The 15,463-nt window shown below is 65.7% G+C and carries 19 protein-coding genes; 9 read left to right on the top strand and 10 right to left on the bottom strand.

Translation table 11 applies throughout. From position 1 onward, the window contains the following. Positions 1 to 18: 18 nt before the first annotated feature. From FBY30_RS11100 to FBY30_RS11115, 4 genes are all read right to left on the bottom strand, one after another. Entirely contained in the window at positions 19 to 936 is a 918-nt protein-coding gene (locus FBY30_RS11100; RefSeq protein ID WP_142132920.1) for a cation diffusion facilitator family transporter, read from the bottom strand. 2 nt (positions 937 to 938) lie between these two features. Next, on the bottom strand, positions 939 to 1,682 hold the full coding sequence (locus FBY30_RS11105; protein WP_142132921.1) for a cation transporter: 744 nt from the start codon (positions 1,680 to 1,682) through the stop codon (positions 939 to 941). Further along, a complete protein-coding gene (locus FBY30_RS11110; protein ID WP_142132922.1) occupies positions 1,679 to 2,005 on the bottom strand; it encodes an ArsR/SmtB family transcription factor in 327 nt (108 codons plus the stop codon). Before FBY30_RS11110 ends, FBY30_RS11105 begins: the two co-directional genes overlap by 4 nt. Positions 2,006 to 2,118: 113 nt before the next feature. Further along, positions 2,119 to 3,651: an LCP family protein gene (locus tag FBY30_RS11115; protein ID WP_142132923.1), complete on the bottom strand. Its 1,533-nt coding sequence runs from the start codon at positions 3,649 to 3,651 to the stop codon at positions 2,119 to 2,121. 203 nt (positions 3,652 to 3,854) lie between these two features. On the opposite strand from FBY30_RS11115, the gene ftsW reads away from it, so the two are divergent. Further along, positions 3,855 to 5,195: a putative lipid II flippase FtsW gene (gene ftsW / locus FBY30_RS11120; protein ID WP_142132924.1), complete on the top strand. Its 1,341-nt coding sequence runs from the start codon at positions 3,855 to 3,857 to the stop codon at positions 5,193 to 5,195. Then, positions 5,179 to 6,483, top strand: coding sequence for an MFS transporter (locus FBY30_RS11125; RefSeq protein WP_235009417.1), 1,305 nt, complete (start codon positions 5,179 to 5,181; stop codon positions 6,481 to 6,483). Before ftsW ends, FBY30_RS11125 begins: the two co-directional genes overlap by 17 nt. Here the strand turns inward: FBY30_RS11125 and FBY30_RS20665 are convergent. After that, a complete protein-coding gene (locus FBY30_RS20665; RefSeq protein ID WP_160141465.1) occupies positions 6,480 to 6,626 on the bottom strand; it encodes a hypothetical protein in 147 nt (48 codons plus the stop codon). The genes FBY30_RS11125 and FBY30_RS20665 overlap by 4 nt on opposite strands. 338 nt (positions 6,627 to 6,964) lie before the next feature. After that, positions 6,965 to 7,723 (bottom strand): ANTAR domain-containing protein, encoded by a 759-nt coding sequence (locus tag FBY30_RS11130; RefSeq protein ID WP_235009418.1) that lies wholly within the window; start codon positions 7,721 to 7,723, stop codon positions 6,965 to 6,967. A gap of 335 nt (positions 7,724 to 8,058) precedes the next feature. Between FBY30_RS11130 and FBY30_RS11135 the strand changes: the two genes are divergently transcribed. Together FBY30_RS11135 and FBY30_RS20980 are read left to right on the top strand one after the other, a co-directional pair. After that, on the top strand, positions 8,059 to 8,463 hold the full coding sequence (locus FBY30_RS11135) for a MarR family winged helix-turn-helix transcriptional regulator (RefSeq protein WP_327437008.1): 405 nt from the start codon (positions 8,059 to 8,061) through the stop codon (positions 8,461 to 8,463). A gap of 62 nt (positions 8,464 to 8,525) precedes the next feature. Beyond that, the gene (locus FBY30_RS20980; RefSeq protein ID WP_235009419.1) at positions 8,526 to 9,032 is read left to right on the top strand and encodes a hypothetical protein; all 507 of its coding nucleotides are present in this window, start codon (positions 8,526 to 8,528) and stop codon (positions 9,030 to 9,032) included. A 157-nt stretch (positions 9,033 to 9,189) separates the two neighbouring features. Here the strand turns inward: FBY30_RS20980 and FBY30_RS11145 are convergent, their stop codons facing one another. After that, positions 9,190 to 9,513 (bottom strand): hypothetical protein, encoded by a 324-nt coding sequence (locus FBY30_RS11145; RefSeq protein ID WP_142132927.1) that lies wholly within the window; start codon positions 9,511 to 9,513, stop codon positions 9,190 to 9,192. A 156-nt stretch (positions 9,514 to 9,669) separates the two neighbouring features. On the opposite strand from FBY30_RS11145, the gene FBY30_RS11150 reads away from it, so the two are divergent. Together FBY30_RS11150 and trxB are read left to right on the top strand one after the other, a co-directional pair. Beyond that, on the top strand, positions 9,670 to 10,104 hold the full coding sequence (locus FBY30_RS11150) for an arsenate reductase ArsC (protein ID WP_142132928.1): 435 nt from the start codon (positions 9,670 to 9,672) through the stop codon (positions 10,102 to 10,104). A gap of 22 nt (positions 10,105 to 10,126) precedes the next feature. Continuing rightward, positions 10,127 to 11,104, top strand: a complete 978-nt coding sequence (gene trxB / locus FBY30_RS11155; RefSeq protein WP_142132929.1) for a thioredoxin-disulfide reductase — start codon at positions 10,127 to 10,129, stop codon at positions 11,102 to 11,104. Between the two features lie 30 nt (positions 11,105 to 11,134). On the opposite strand, the gene FBY30_RS11160 is transcribed toward trxB, so the two are convergent. Beyond that, positions 11,135 to 11,476 (bottom strand): hypothetical protein, encoded by a 342-nt coding sequence (locus tag FBY30_RS11160; RefSeq protein WP_142132930.1) that lies wholly within the window; start codon positions 11,474 to 11,476, stop codon positions 11,135 to 11,137. A 290-nt stretch (positions 11,477 to 11,766) separates the two neighbouring features. Here FBY30_RS11160 and FBY30_RS11165 point away from each other — a divergent pair, with 290 nt between their 5' ends. Continuing rightward, positions 11,767 to 12,288 (top strand): PAS and ANTAR domain-containing protein, encoded by a 522-nt coding sequence (locus FBY30_RS11165; protein ID WP_235009420.1) that lies wholly within the window; start codon positions 11,767 to 11,769, stop codon positions 12,286 to 12,288. A 7-nt stretch (positions 12,289 to 12,295) separates the two neighbouring features. Here the strand turns inward: FBY30_RS11165 and FBY30_RS11170 are convergent, their stop codons facing one another. Beyond that, entirely contained in the window at positions 12,296 to 12,691 is a 396-nt protein-coding gene (locus FBY30_RS11170; RefSeq protein WP_142132932.1) for a hypothetical protein, read from the bottom strand. Between the two features lie 187 nt (positions 12,692 to 12,878). On the opposite strand from FBY30_RS11170, the gene FBY30_RS11175 reads away from it, so the two are divergent. Continuing rightward, entirely contained in the window at positions 12,879 to 13,310 is a 432-nt protein-coding gene (locus FBY30_RS11175; RefSeq protein WP_142132933.1) for a hypothetical protein, read from the top strand. A 24-nt stretch (positions 13,311 to 13,334) separates the two neighbouring features. On the opposite strand, the gene FBY30_RS11180 is transcribed toward FBY30_RS11175, so the two are convergent. Then, complete coding sequence (locus FBY30_RS11180) at positions 13,335 to 14,036, bottom strand: GAF and ANTAR domain-containing protein (RefSeq protein WP_235009421.1); 702 nt, start codon at positions 14,034 to 14,036, stop codon at positions 13,335 to 13,337. Positions 14,037 to 14,197: 161 nt separating this feature from the next. On the opposite strand from FBY30_RS11180, the gene FBY30_RS11185 reads away from it, so the two are divergent. Beyond that, positions 14,198 to 15,418, top strand: a complete 1,221-nt coding sequence (locus tag FBY30_RS11185) for an MFS transporter (RefSeq protein ID WP_142132935.1) — start codon at positions 14,198 to 14,200, stop codon at positions 15,416 to 15,418. The last annotated feature ends 45 nt before the right edge of the window (positions 15,419 to 15,463 follow it).

The raw sequence follows: 15,463 nt of genomic DNA on the forward strand, positions 1-15,463 counted from the left end.
CCTGAGCCGCCCGCGAGATTAGTGCGGGATGCTTTCCTGGTCGCGGTGGGCGGCGGGCTCGATCTGGAAGGTGGAGTGCTCCACGCTGACGTCGAAGTCCTGGGCCACGCAGCGCTGCAGGTCCGCCAGGATGGTGGCCGAATGGCCGTCGCGCATGCACCCGTCCTGCACGGTGACGTGTGCGGACAGGACCGGCACGCCCGAGGCCACCAGGGAGGCGTGCAGGTCGTGGACGTCGATGACATGCGGCAGCGCCAGGATGTGCCGGCGGACCTCGGCCAGGTCCAGGCCCGGGGGAGTGCTCTCCATCAGCACGTTCACCGTGTCCCGTAACAGCTTCAGCGTGCGCGGGATGATCAGCACACCGATGAGCAGGGAGACGACGGCGTCCGCCCGGGTCCAGCCCGTCATGGCAATGACCAGCGCGGCCACGATCACGGCAATGGAGCCGAGGGCATCGTTGAGCACCTCAAGGAATGCGGCCTTCATGTTGAAGCTGTGGTGGCGGCCGGAGGCGAGCACCAGCAGTCCCACGGCGTTGCCGGCGAGGCCAATGACGCCGAACCACAGCATCAGCGAACCGCCCACTTCCGGCGGCTCCAACAGGCGGCGGATGCCCTCGACGATGACGAAGCCGCCCACCCCCAGCAGCAGGGCGGCCTGCCCGGCAGCCGCGAGGATCTCGGCGCGCTTGTAGCCCCAGGTGCGCCTGAACGTTGGCGGCTTCAGGGCCAGCGACGCCGCAATCACGGCAATCAACAGCCCGGCGGAATCGGTGAACATGTGTCCGGCGTCGGCCAGCAGGGCCAAGCTGCCGGTGAGGACCGTTCCCACGATCTCAGCCACCATCACCGTGAACGTGATGGCGAAAACCAGCAACAGCTTCCCCCGCTGGCTGTGGGCATCCATGCCCCCGTGGCTGTGGTCGTGGCCCATGGTCAGCCTTTCCTGATGGTCGGCAGGCCCAGCGGTTGCGGGTTGGCGGAAGGTGAATCAGGGATGGAGGCGGCGCAGCCTGGGCAGCAGCCGTCCTGTTCTTCGCCGGCTTCCGCCGGGTGCGGGACCGCGCAGCAGGCGTCCCCGCGCCATGCATTGATGCCTTCCCGGACGGCGATGCCCGCGATGACCAGTGCCGCGCCGGCGTCGGCCCACCACCAGCCCAGGGTGCTGTTGAGGACCAGGCCCACCAGCAGCACGGCTGAGAGGTAAGTGCACAGCAGCGTCTGCTTGGAGTCCGCCACGGCCGTCCTGGACCCGAGTTCCCGCCCGGCCCGGCGCTGCGCCCAGGACAGGACAGGCATGATGACCAGGCTGAGTGCAGCGATCACGATGCCCGGCACCGAGTGCTGCGCTTCCCCGCCGCCGGCCAGGGACCGGACGGAATCGGCGGCCACGAACGCGGCCAGGGCGAAGAACGACACGGCAATGATCCGCAGCGTCAGGTGCTCGCGCCGCTCGGGATCCTTGGCGGAGAACTGCCAGGACAGTGCCAGCGCGGACCCTACTTCGATCACGGAGTCCAGGCCGAACCCGATTAGCGCGGCTGAATCGGCTGCGCCGCCGGCCCACAGCGCCACGATGGCCTCGACGACGTTGTACGTGATGGTGGCCGCCGCGAAGAGCCTGATCCGCCGGGTCAGTACTCTCCGCCTCTCCATGCCTGGCAGGCTGGGGGCGGTCATGCCAGGCACTCCCCATCAGGCGCGCAGCAGGCAGGATCAACAGCAAGGACCACGCTCAGCAGGTCCTTGATGGCGTGCCCGATCCGCGCATCCGCCAGCTCATAGCGGCTCCGCCGCCCGTCCGGCACAGCAACAACCAGGCCGCAGCCGCGCAGGCAGGTCAGGTGGTTGGACATGCTTTGCCGGGATACGGCCAGGTTGTCCGCCAGATCCGAGGGGTAGGACGGCGCCTCCGCAAGGGCCAGCAGCACGCGGGCACGGGTGGGGTCCGATACCGCGTAGCCGAAGCGGGCCAGCACCGGGGCATGGGTGAGGGTCTGCATGTTCCCAAAGTACAGCTCTGACTGTATTCAGGCAAAGCTGGATTCTCCGCGAGATGGCAGTTAGCGGCAGTTCGGGCGCCCGGGATTGCCGCGAACTGCCATCTCGCGGGCTGCTATCCCAGCGGGTTGGCCGACTGGCACTTCTGGTCGCTGCCGGTCTGCGCCACCACGCTTCCGGAAGAATCAGCGGACGACGGCGGTGCCGCGGGTTTGGTGCCTGAGGCAAAGTCCGTGCCGGCGTACAGTTGCACACCCTGGATGTTGGCAACCTGCTGGATGCTGCTGGCCGGCAGGCCGAACAGCGCGGCAACGTCGGCAGCCACGTCCTCGAACCCGGCGGAGTAGTACACCATGGTCTGGCCCTGCGCCTGCGCCGGCAACTGGGTGAGCTTGGTGAACCCGGCGTCGGACAGCAGCCCGGCGATCGCCTTGCTGCGGCCCGTTACGCCGGTGCCGTTGGCGATGGAGACGGGCTGCAGCGACTTGTCATAGGCAGGTGCCGCGGGCGTCGCCGGAGTCTCAGGTGCTGCCGGGGCAGGCTGGCTGAGGTCCGGACTGTTGCGCAGCGCCTTGAAGAAATTGGACGCAGCGGGTTCATCCAGGGCCAGCCGGTTGGGGTCCTGCGGCGAGGGAACGGTGGGGGTGGTGATGAAGTTGATGTTGGCCGGATCGATGTTCTTCAGCCGGTTGGCGATGGTCAGCAGGGAGGGGACCGAGGCCAGGCCGGAATCCACCGTCAGGTTCTTGGTGATGGTGTCGGCGATGGTCAGCACTTTTTGCGGGTTGCCAAGGGTGCCTTCCGACTTGAGCTTGCGGCTGAGCGAGGCAAGGAAGCCCTGCTGCGCCTGGATGCGGCCCAGGTCACCGCCGTTGGCGAACGCGTGCCGGGTCCGCAGGAAGGCCAGCGCCTGGTCGCCCTGCACCTGGGAGGTTCCGGCCGGCAGGTTCAGGTGCGAATCGGGATCGTTGACGGCTTCGGTAACGCAGACCTCCACGCCGCCCACCGCGTTGGACAGCTCCTTGACGGCGTTGAAGTCCGCCATCATGAAGTGGTCCACCTCAAGGCCCGTCAGCTTGTTCACCGTGTCCACGGCACAGCCGATTCCGGCCTGGGCCATGGCGCTGTTGATCATGGCGCTCTTTTGCTCGGGATACGTCTGGTTGGTCTTGGAGTCCGTGCAGGCCGGAACATCCACCAGCAGGTCCCGGGGGAAGCTGATGACGTTGACGTGCTTGTTGTCCGCGGAGATGTCCAGCAGCATCATCACGTCAGACTGCCCGTAGCCGGAGGACTGGTCCGCCGTACCGTATTGGCTGTTGCTGCCGCTCCGCGTGTCCGAGCCCAGCACCAGGATCTGCAGCCGGTCCGTGCTGTCATTCACGGCCCCTTCGGTCCGCTCCCCGCCCGCGGACAGCTGTGAGGTGCTGATGTTGGACTGCAGGCGCCAGGCCCAGTAGCCGCCGAAGGCCAGGACGCCCAGAAGCAGGACGGAAACCACGGCCGTGAGGGCCTTGACCCAGCGCGGGGCGCGGACGAGTGGCCTGCTGTGGCGGGAACTGGCGGCATACAGCTCACCTTGGCCAGGGTAGGCAAGGGGGCTGGAGCTTTCCTGTTCCGGGCCGGGGGATTTTCTGGAACCGAACACGACAAAAGGACCTTCGGGAGGGGACAGGTTTCCGCCACTTTACAGGCCGAAGCTGGCAATTCGCCTAGAACCCTTGACTTGTCGGGTGTCCCCGCGTCCCTCAGTGCCGGGGTGGGCGTACTCTTTCTTCTCGGCGGTAACCGCCCGGGCGTCGGGCCCGGCCCTGCGGGAAACCCCGGGTGTGCAGGCCGAGGAACGGACAGATGAGTACAGGACAGAAGCAACGTGTAACGCGTCCTCCTGCCCGGCGCGGGCTGGGCAAACTGGCGGTGTGGCTGGAAGACGACTCGCCGGGCCGCCTGCGGCCGCTGATCCTGGCCGTGGTGCTCACGCTCTCGGCGATCGGACTCGTGGAGGTGGCGTCGGCGTCGTCCGTGGAATCCGTGGCGGCAGGAAACAATCCGTACGATCTTCCCCTGAAGCAGGCCATGTGGACCGTGGCCGGCGTGGTGCTCATGCTGGTGCTGGCCCGGATGCCCCTGCGGCGGATCCGGTGGCTGGCCTGGCCGATGCTGATCGGTTCCCTGTTTGCCCTGGTGCTGGTGTTCACGCCGCTGGGCATGACAGTGAACGGCAACCGGAACTGGATCAGCGTGGGTGGTTTCACCGCGCAGCCGTCCGAGTTCGCCAAGCTCTCGCTGATTGTGTGGGGAGCCTGGATCCTGGACCGGAAGCAGGCCCTGCTGGGGCAGTGGAAGCACGCGGTCATGCCGCTGGCACCGGCCGGCGGGCTGATTATGGCCATCGTGGCGCTGGGGCACGACCTTGGCACCACTTTGATCATCATGATGATCCTGGCCGCCACCATGTTCTACGGCGGCGTTCGGATGAAAGTTTTCTCCGTGGCCGGGCTGATCTGCGTGGCGGCAGCCCTGGTGCTTGCGGCCACCAGCGGCAACAGGATGGGTCGGATCTCCTCGTGGCTGGGCATGGGATCCGACGAGGATGCGCAGGGCATGGGCTACCAGGCGCAGCACGGCGCGTACGCCCTGGCTTCGGGCAGCTGGTTCGGTGTGGGCCTGGGGCAGAGCCGGCAGAAGTGGAACTGGATCCCGGAAGCGCACAACGACTTCATCTTCTCCATCCTGGGCGAGGAACTCGGCCTTGCCGGAACGCTGCTGGTGCTGGGCCTGTTCGCCACCCTGGCCATCGCCGTGTTCAAGACCATCGCCCGGACCACGGATACGTTCTCCCGGATCGTGGCCTGCAGCGTGATCACCTGGATCCTGGGGCAGGCGGTGATCAACATTTCCATGGTCAGCGGGCTGCTGCCCGTGATTGGCGTGCCGCTACCGTTTATCTCCTACGGCGGGTCGGCGATGGTGTCCTCCCTGGCGGGAATCGGGGTGATCCTTGCGGTGACGCGTCCGGAAGGTACTGTTCCTCCCGCCCGTCCCGGCACCCGCCTTGGCCAAGCCCTCCGTCGCGGTGCCGGGTCCAAGCACGCTGCGCGGAAACGCTCGGGCTCAACCCGGGTTGGGTCTGACCGTGCCGGGTCCAACGGTGCCGTGAAGCAGGCCCGGGAGCATGCGCACCAGCGGTAGCGCCGGGGGTACCCTTCCCGCAGCGCCGATGACCGCCATTCGCTTCATCCTGGCCTTCGGGATTGTCAGTGCGCTGATGGACATGGTGTACGAGGGTGCGCGCAGCGTCACCGGCCCGTTCCTTGGCGCGCTGGGGGCATCGGCGCTCCTGATCAGCGTCGTCACCGGTGCCGGTGAGGCCGTGGCCCTGGTCTTCCGCCTGGTGTTTGGGCGGCTGGCCGACCGGCCCGCGCTGCGGTGGTCGCTCGCCATTAGCGGTTATGCCCTGACCGCGGTTTCCGTGCCCCTGCTCGGGATCACCGACGCACTCTGGATTGCCTGCCTGCTGGTCCTGGCCGAGCGTCTGGGCAAGGCGGTGAGGAGCCCGGCGAAGGACACCATGCTCGCGGAGGCCGGTTCCGCGCTGGGCAGGGGAAAAGCGTTCGCGCTGCATGAGGCGCTGGACCAGGTGGGCGCGTTGGTGGGGCCGCTGCTGGTGGGGGTGGCCCTGGCGCTTTCCGGCAACTACGGGCCCGGGTTCCTGCTGCTGGCTGTGCCCGGACTGGCCGCCATGCTGGTCTTGTTCTGGCTGAAGCGCAGGGTTCCTGATCCTGCCGTTTACGAGCTCGCTGCCCTGCAGCCTGATGCGCTGAAGCCGGCCGGCGTGGAGCCGGCTGCGGCGGAACCTCTTGATGGGGCACCCCTTGACGTGGAGGCCGGGGAGGCCACCCGCGTTCCTGGCAACGCGGCTGGAATGCCGCGCCAGTACTGGCTCTACGCTGTGTTCAGCAGCCTGACGATGTTCGGCTACGCCACGTTCGGGCTGCTCTCATTCCACCTGGTGGCCACCGGGCTCCTGCCGCCGGCGCTGGTCCCTGTGCTTTACGCCGCGGCCATGGGTGTGGACGCCGTGGCAGCCCTGGTCTCCGGCTGGCTTTTTGACCGGGTGGGGCTGCGGGTCCTCCTGGTCCTGCCGGTGCTGGCCGCCGCAGTCCCGTGGCTGGGTTTCAGCAACAACACGGCGCTCGCGGTGGCAGGAGTGCTGGTGTGGGGAGCGGCGATGGGCGTTCAGGAAAGCACCATGCGCGCCGGCGTGGCGGGACTCGCTCCTGCAGCCCGGCGGGGGAGTGCCTACGGCATGTTCACCGCCTGCTACGGACTGGCCTGGCTGGCCGGCAGCTTCCTCATTGGCCTGCTGTACGAGCAGTCGATCTTCGCGCTTGCCGTTACCGTCACGGTGGTGCAGGCAGCCGCATTGGTGATCTTCGCCGTCGTCCGTCCTGGCGACTCCCGGGACTTGACTGCTTAGGCGACCGCCCCCGCAGCGTCCGGGCACTCGGCGCAGCGGACGTCCGCAACCAGGGAGCCGGCGTCGTCCTTTTGGAAATGGGTGACGTGATTGGTGGTCCTGCCGCACGTGGGGCAGAAGCTCTGGCTTTGTTTAGTCCACATGCATGAATAATACGGAACGCCGTTATAAAGAGAAGATCAGGGGTCAAAGTATGTGGATCCCCGCAGATTTCCTTAACCGGATCTTGACCAAATGTGCTGGCGATCCTTCAGAAAACGCTGAGTTTCACCGCGTAGCTTGGGCTCATCACGCAGTTACAGGGAAGGGGCGCAGGACAATGACCATTACCGATTACTTCATGGCCCTTGGCGGCATGCTGGCTTCACTCGGTTGCGCAGGACTGGTGGCGGCTGGGGTTATCCGGGCACGGGCGCGCCACTAGGCCGCGGTCACCAGGCCGGGCAACCAGGACCTTGCCGCAAAGTTTGTACACCAGTTTCTAGGCGATGGCCGGAGGCTCGAAACGGGTTCCGGGCGCGCCGCTGGGCATGGCACGGAGGATGCTGTCCGCGACGCTGCGGACTTTGAGGTTGCGGTTCCTGGACGTGCCAGCCAGCTTGCTGAAGGCCTCTGTGTAGGAGCAGCGGTTCTGCGCCATGAGTACTCCGCAGGCAACGTCGATGCTGGTCCGGCTCTCCAGTACCTGCTTCAGGTTATCGCCGGCACGGATGACGCCGTGGACGTCCAGTGCCAGCTTCAAGCTGTGCGACGCCACCCCGGCGAACCAGGCCGCTTCATCAACAACCTTCGCCGTGAACCCAATATTGGGTGGGGCCAGGAAGACCAGGGCGGCGGCTGAACCGGGTTTCAGGTCCAGGGGAAGGGCAAGGGCTGCGCCGTAGCCGCTGTCCACCATACGCCTCCGGTAGGCCTGCCAGCGGGCGCCTGCCTGGTTGATCACCGTTGGAGCAGCCAGGGCGGAACCCAACGCTGTGGGACCATCCCCGTGTTCGTCCTCTGACGCTGCCAGGCCGGCCGCGACCGGTGAGCTTCCGGCGGAGGCAGGACAGGACCGCTGCCGGTGCAGCACTGCGGCGCACTCGATCGCCGCACCTGCCGCGGTACTGACCCAGTGGGCTGCAGCATCGGCGAGTATCTGCAGGGACCCTGCCTCGCCGTCGGCCCCTGTGACCAAATCCAGCAGGAACCCGTGCCGCTCCGGCCCACTGTTGTTTGTCGGGTCAACTGCCACCGACACACACCCCCATTCGATTACGCCCACCAGTTACAGGTGCGGTGGGTTCCTAGAAACCTATTGGGCTGCCGGGGCAGGGGCACGAGTAGCCGGTACTCTACTTTTTCGCCCGGGCTGCGAAGGTACCTGCTTGACTTTTCATCCTCATGGAAGTGGAACGGCGGCAAGTGGGCTACGATGGCTTTGTTAGACAGCCAAGCAAGTAGGATATCGAAGGAATTCGCATGAACCCGCATGGTGCAAGCGAAGGCCACTGGTACCCACTCGTTGAGGGGACCCAGCCCAGAGCCGTTGACGTGATCAACGCTCTCCGGGAGTTCCGGACATCTGAAAGTGCCATGAGAAGGCGTACCCGTTCCTCCTTGGCGATGGGGGAGACCGACCTCCTGGCGCTGCGCTACCTAATCGACGCGGAGTCTGCCGGCATCGGAATCCGGCCCACGGAACTCGCCGCCCGCCTGGGCATAACTTCAGCGTCGATGACCAGCCTCGTGGACCGGTTGGTGGCCAGCGGCTATGTAACGCGCGAACCCCATCCCACCGACCGGCGCGCCGTGATTCTCAGGCCCACCCCCGGCGCTGACGAAGAGGTACGGCACAACCTCAACCAGATGCACAAGCGCATGCTGGAGGCCGCCGAATCACTGTCTCCCGAGGAAATCAAGGCGGTGATGCACTTCCTGGAGCGGATGCGGGAAGCCATGGACACACTCAATGCCAAGCCCGACGTTCCCACCCGGTAGACAAGATGAGAATCCTAGTTAGACTAGCTACATACTTGTTTATCAATTGAATGGTGGACCGAATGACTGCAGTACTTGAACCTCAGGCACCGGGACAGTCGACCTTCATCGAGAACCGTGGTGAACGTCTGCAGGAGTCCGCGGTGCCCATTGTCCTGGACCAGCCAACGGGACTGCCGGGCTCTTCCTTTGCCGCGGAGCAGCGATCAGGAAGTGGCATGGATGATCCGGCTGCCCCATTCCACTGCGGCGTCGCAATGATGTCCACCCCGGTGCCCGTACCGTCCTTGAGTTGGGCCTCCACGGAACTTGACTCCAAGGAGTGGACCTGCGCGTGCGGCTTCAGGATGGACGTGGGCATCACCGCCGATTCCATGGAGGCCGTGCGGCTCGAATCGGCCATGCTGGAAAGCCTGCAGTGGGAGATGGACGCAGCGCAGGAACGCTTCGAAAACGCGGTGCGTGCCGCTTCCCGGCTGGGCGCGGCGCCGGAGGCTCTTGGCAAGGCTGCCGGCCTCACCCCCGAGGAACTCCAGGAGATCCTGTCCGGCGGCGTTCAACTGCTCTGACGCCTGGTTAACGGCTAACAAAAGCTCCGCAGACCCCGAAGCGCAGCCATCCGTCTGTTCAGATGCAGCTGCGCTTCGGGTCGTTGGGAGCGGTAAAGCGAAATAAGGGCCGGCCGGCTCTGGCCCGAAAGGTGGGCGCGGCGAGCAGCCGGATGGTTTATGCGGCCAGGCGAACTGCCCTGGGACGCGGATGTCGCCGCTGGGCCAGCACGCTGATGGTGCAGGGCGCCTGGTCCGGATCGATCTTCGCGGGCAGGTGCCGGGTTTCGGAGGCGGTACGGAGCATGTCCAGCGCCTCCTCATCAACCAGGGCACTGGATACGTCGAGCTCCAGGTCCAGGCCTCCCTTGAGGGAGTTGGCACGCTTCGCCACTACATAGAGGGCGTTGACGCTGTGGATGGTGATATGCCCCTTTGCAATCACTTGGGCCTTGCTGTGGTCCAGATCCACCCGGACTACGATGTTCAGCTTAGAGTTCAAGTTGTAAAGCCTTCCCCGGCATTGGCTGCGACGCTGCAGCTTCTTGCATGGCCTGTTTGCTTAAGCCTCAACTAGATTAGGCAACCAATGTGACGAGCGCAACACAGTGACGTTTATTACACCGCATGTAGTTTCCTATCAGTTTGAGGAGCACCCATGAGTACCGATCCCGCCGGCAAGCCTTCCGTCCTCTTTGTCTGTGTCCACAACGCAGGCCGTTCCCAGATGGCGGCCGCTTTCCTGGCCTCCCTGTCCCGGGGAGCGGTGGAGGTGCGTTCCGCAGGCTCCCAACCCGCGGAGAAGGTGAACCCGGCTGCAGCTGAGGCCATGGCTGAGGTGGGCATCGACCTCTCCGCGGAGGTTCCGAAGATGCTAACCACCGAGGCAGTGAAAGAATCGGACGTGGTGATCACCATGGGGTGTGGTGACGAGTGTCCGGTGTTCCCGGGCAAGCGTTACGAGGACTGGGAACTGGAGGATCCAGCCGGCAAGGGCGTTGACTCCGTTCGTCCCATCCGTGATGAGATCAAGGCACGCATCGAAAAACTGATCACCGAACTCCTGCCCGCGCAGCACGCGGACGCCCAGTAGTACCGCCACCGAAGGACAAGCAATGAGCAAAGAACAGCTGATCATCATCGGCTCCGGCCCCTCCGGCTACACCGCCGCCATCTACGCCGCCCGCGCCGGCCTGAACCCCCTGGTCCTGGCCGGGTCCGTCACCGCCGGTGGCGCGCTGATGAACACCACCGAGGTGGAAAACTTCCCCGGCTTCCCCGGTGGCGTCCAGGGCCCGGAGTTGATGGACGGGCTGCAGCAGCAGGCGGAAAAGTTCGGCGCGCGCATTGAGTACGACGACGCCACGTCCGTTGACCTCAAAGGTCCGGTCAAGCGCGTGGTCACCGGCGGCGGGGAGACTTATGAGGCAAAGGCCGTCATCCTGGCCACCGGCTCTGCCTACAAGGAACTCGGCCTGCCGGAGGAGAAGAAGTTCAGCGGCCACGGTGTTTCCTGGTGCGCCACCTGCGACGGATTCTTCTTCCGCGAACAGGACATCATCGTGGTGGGCGGCGGTGACTCCGCCATGGAGGAAGCAACTTTCCTGACCCGCTTCGGAAAATCCGTGACCGTCGTCGTGCGCAAGGGCGAACTCCGGGCCTCCCGCATCATGGCCCAGCGCGCCAAGGACAACCCCAAGATCAGCTTTGCCTGGAACTCGGCCGTCACGGCCATCCACGGCGACGGCAAGGTCACCGGCGTTACCCTCACGGACACCCGCACCGGGGAAACCCGGCAGCAGGACGCCACGGGCATCTTCGTGGCCATCGGGCACCTGCCGCGCACGGACCTCGTGGCCGGCCAGGTGGACCTGGACGAGGAAGGGTACATCAAGGTGGACTCGCCCACCACGTGCACCAACCTGCCCGGCGTCTTTGCCTGCGGCGACGCCGTGGACCACCGCTACCGCCAGGCCATCACCGCCGCCGGCACCGGCTGCGCCGCGGCCCTGGACGCCGAGCGCTTCCTCGCCGCGCTGGAGGACGCCGCCAGCATCGCCACCGCGCTGGTCGAGGAGCCGACGCACAGCTAAGTTGTGGATTGGCGGGAAAGGCTCCCTGGGTCAGACGACTTCGGGGAGCCTTCCCGTTAATACTGATACGGGAGCGGCTGACCAGCGCTCGCGTTCCGGCTCGTAGGAGACCACCATGGACACGTCGTTGCCGCGCGCCTCGTCGATGGCCAGTAGCAGGGCGTCCTCCATGTGCCTGGCATATTCCAGCCGCTCGGGCAGGGAGCCCTGCAACCCGCCGTCGTCAATCAGCGCGTGGCTCTTGCCGTCAACAATGACCTTCAATGAATACCCGCGGTCCTCCTGCCTGGACCCGCGGGTGGATGTAATCTCTGTGACTCGATCGGCCCGGACCAGCCCGTTGCCCAGCGTGCGGATCCACACTTCGCCCATGAAATGACCTCCCCTTGGCTGTGGGCGCAGACCACCAGCGCCCCATAGGGCGAACAGTACTCTTTACCGGCATCTTTGTGACCCCTGTACTTTTCCGGGATCTGCTGGGCGGAATATGACATGTCCTTTTCATCCTGGTCGGTTAGGGTGGGTGCCGATAAACCGCCGGTGCGCGCACCTGACCTTGGGAGGAATGTATGTGGTCAAAGCTTGATACGTATCTTTATCCGCTGCAGCCCTCCGCGGAGTGTCCATCCGGGACCTTCAAAGTGCACGTCCCTTCCGGGAAAATGGAGTGGTCGGAGGGCATGTACGGCATCCACGGGCTCAAACAGGGTGAGGTGGTACCCACCTTCGAATTGTTCATGGCGCACAAGCACCCGCTGGACCGGGAGGCCGTGCTCGCACTCTGGGCGGACCTCCTGAAAGGCGGCGGCCAGGGGGCCCTGCTGCACCGGGTCATTGACGTCCGCGGCAAGGAACGGCGCGTTTTTTCCGCCATCCAGGCTGTCGCGGAGCCCTCCGGACAGGTGGACTACGTCCGCGGCTTCATGGTGGACGTGACCCAGAGCCTGCGCATCGAATCCCAGCATGCGGCCGAGGAGGCCATCGAGGGAGCCTATGGGCATAAGGCCCTGATTGAACAGGCCAAGGGCATTGTTATGGCCTTGCAGGGCGTCGACGGCCCTGCCGCGTTTCAGCTCCTGGCCACCAGGAGCCAGCACGCCAACACCAAGCTGCACATTGTGGCAGAAGAACTGGTGAACGCGGCAGCGAACGGCAAGGCCGCCGAAGTCCTGGCCGGTTACTGACCTCCCGCTAACCCATTACCTGCTGGTTGACCCACCGTTCCAAAGGCGGCACCAGCAGCAATACCGCGACGCCGGCCACCATCAGGACGTGAACGAACACATTCCAAGTAGTGGTCCCCACCGTCTCGCCTCCGCCCGTCGCGGCCACCCAGAACGGCACCAAGGTGATCAGCCCCAACGCCGCAGAGGCCAGGGCTGCGTACTCCCACCAGCTCCACCGGGCGAACAGTCCCCACGTGGCCACCAGGAATCCCAACACGGTCAGCAGCGACAGCACCATGGTGACGGCCCACCAGACGCCGGAGGTGTTGACCCCTTTACTGGCGAACGTGGGCGTCAACCACAGCCAGCTGCTCCCAGCCATCAGGAGGGCGATCCCGCCAAGGGTGCGAAGAGTGAACACTGCCAACCACTTCCTTCAAAAAGGCTCCATGTCCAAATAGGCTCCGTGCTGCCGGCACCGCCGGAACAGTGCCGAACGGCCTGCCGTCCCCTGTGGGCGGTGTCCCCGGGCACTTCACCGGGCACTTCCGGCGTCGGGGGACCTTCGGCACTTTTTGCCGCGGGTGTTCATACGGGACGCTGTTGGCATGGCGGCCAGGACTACCACCAGCCGGAGCGGCAACGTTGGCTCCGCCGTGATCAACGCCCTGCTGCTCTGGGGGATCAACATCTGGCCGGGCTGGCAGGTGGTGCCTTTCCTAACCGGTGACATGACGCGCGTCCTTGGCCTCGTCAATGCATCCCTGATCGCGGGCATCATCGTGAACGTGGTCTGCGCGGTGATCCATGCCCGGGCACTTCTTTCGCTGGGGAACATCGTGGTCATGGGCATCGGGGTGGCGGCCATGCTGCGGATGTGGGAGGTCTTCCCTTTCGATTTCGGCACCAGCTGGTCCGGTTGGCCGGTGGTGGTGCGGGTGCTCCTGGTGCTTGGCATTGTGGGATCGATCATTGGCGCCATTGTCGAGGTTGTGAACTTCTTCCGGGCGCTGGCGGGATTCGAGCCGCGCGCCCGGTGAACCCGTGCCCGGAGAAACGGAGCCTCAGTCGAAGTGCGTAATGACGTTGGGATCCTTGCCCACCGACGCCACGAGCAGGGCCGCCACATCCCGAAGCTTGCGGTTGCGGGTGTTGGAGGCGCTCCGCAGGACCTTGATGGCAGTTTCCTGGTTGCAGTTGTTCTGGGCCATGATGATTCCCGTTGCCAGGTCGATGATGGTCCGTGACTCCAGTGCTGCGGCCAGGTTGTCCCGGTCTTCTGTCAGTTGGGCCAGGCGCACGGCAAGCCGCAGCGCCTTGGACGCCTGGCCTGCGTGCACCTCCGCCTTGTGGATCGCTTCGTCGCTGAACGCATGCGTTTGGGCCGCGTAAAGATTCAGCGCTGCACTTGCCTCCCCTTCCAGCGGGAGCGGAACGGAGAGGATTGAGCGGATGCCTTCAGACCAGGCCGTGGCGCAGTAGTGGGGCCAGCGGCTCTCCTCATGGAGCGTGGGGACATAGACGGTGTCCAGGTCCCGCAGGGCGGTCAGGCATGGCCCATCGCCGTAGGCATACTGCAACTCATCCATGGCCTTGACCCGGGGGTGGCTGGTGGCAACCGTGGCCGGTTTCTTCTTCCGAACCATGGTGACGCCGCACAGCAGCCTGGTGTGGACGGACAGCGCTGCGGCAGAGAGGGTCACGAGTTCATGGAGGAGTTCGGCCATGTCCGGTGTCTTCAGGACAAGGTCCTGTAGACGCTCCACGACCCCTTCCTCGCCGGGAGCGCCGTGCTTTCCCGCCATGCGGCATCACCCCAATGTGCTGCTTAGGGCGATTCTAGGGTGCAGGGCGGCGGACGGACCCCCGTAGCGGACCCCCTTTCCAATGCAGGGGGACCACATCGGACGGCCATAGGATAAATCTGATGACTTCCCCGGATGACCCTGAGCCCTTCAGCCTGCGCAGTATCGCGGTTGCCGCTTTCGGCCCCACACTGCTTTTCGGAATCGGGCAAGGTGCCATCCTGCCGGTGGTGGCGTTGTCCGCCCGCGAACTGGGCGCTTCGGTGGCGGTGGCGGCCCTGATCGTCACCCTGATCGGGCTGGGGTCCTGGTTCTTCAACCTGCCGGCGTCCCTGGTGACCCTACGCTTCGGTGAGCGCTGGTCGATCGTGGGCGCCGCCGTCGCCGCCGGCCTGGCGCTGGCAGCAGCAGCCGCCTCCTCCACCCTTGCCGTAAACGGACTGTGGCTGCTCGCGGTGGCGATGGCCGTCGTCGGGATGTCCGGGGCGGTGTTTGGCCTGGCCCGGCAGAAATACCTCACCGAGGCCGTGCCTGTGGCGTTCCGCGCCCGGGCGCTGTCCACGCTGGGCGGCGTGAACCGGATCGGCGTATTCATCGGCCCGTTCGCGGGGGCCGCGGTGATGCAGTTCCTCGGCCTCGCCGGTGCCTACTGGGTGGGCGTGGTGGCCATGGCGGCCGCCGCGCTGCTGTCGCTCACCATCCCGGACCTGACGACGCCGGAGGTCCACTCAGGAGGTGACCCCGGCACCCAGCCCACGCTCCGGAGCGTGGCGGTCTCGCACGCGGGCGTGTTCCTTTCGCTGGGCGTGGGCATCCTGCTGCTCAGTGCGCTGCGGTCCTCCCGCCAGGTGGTGATTCCGCTCTGGTCCGACCACCTGGGCATGGACGCCACCTCGGCGTCCCTTATCTACGGATTGTCAGGCGCAATCGACATGCTGGTGTTCTATCCCGCCGGGAAACTGATGGATCGCAAGGGCCGGCAGTGGGTGGCCATCCCGTCCACGCTGCTCATGGGAACCGCGCTGCTCCTGATCCCGCTCACCGGCTCCTTTGTGGGACTGCTGCTGGCGGCGCTGCTGATCGGCTTCGGCAACGGCATCAGCTCCGGGCTGGTGATGACCCTTGGCGCCGACTTCTCGCCGGACCGCGGCCGGGGCCAGTTCCTGGGCCTCTGGCGGTTCATGGCTGACGCCGGATCCACCGGCGGCCCTGTCCTCCTCTCCGGGGTGACCGCGCTCGCCTCCCTGGGCCCGGGGATCTCAGCCACCGGCATCCTGGGGTTTGCGGCGGCAGCCGTGTTCGCCGTCGTGATTCCCCGCCTGAAGCACCGCCGCAACTACTGAGGCGTGTTTGCCGGCCCGTTTGGTGGGTACCGCGGCCGGCGCGGT

It is taken from the genome of Arthrobacter sp. SLBN-83 (assembly GCF_006715285.1).
Taxonomy (GTDB): domain Bacteria; phylum Actinomycetota; class Actinomycetes; order Actinomycetales; family Micrococcaceae; genus Arthrobacter.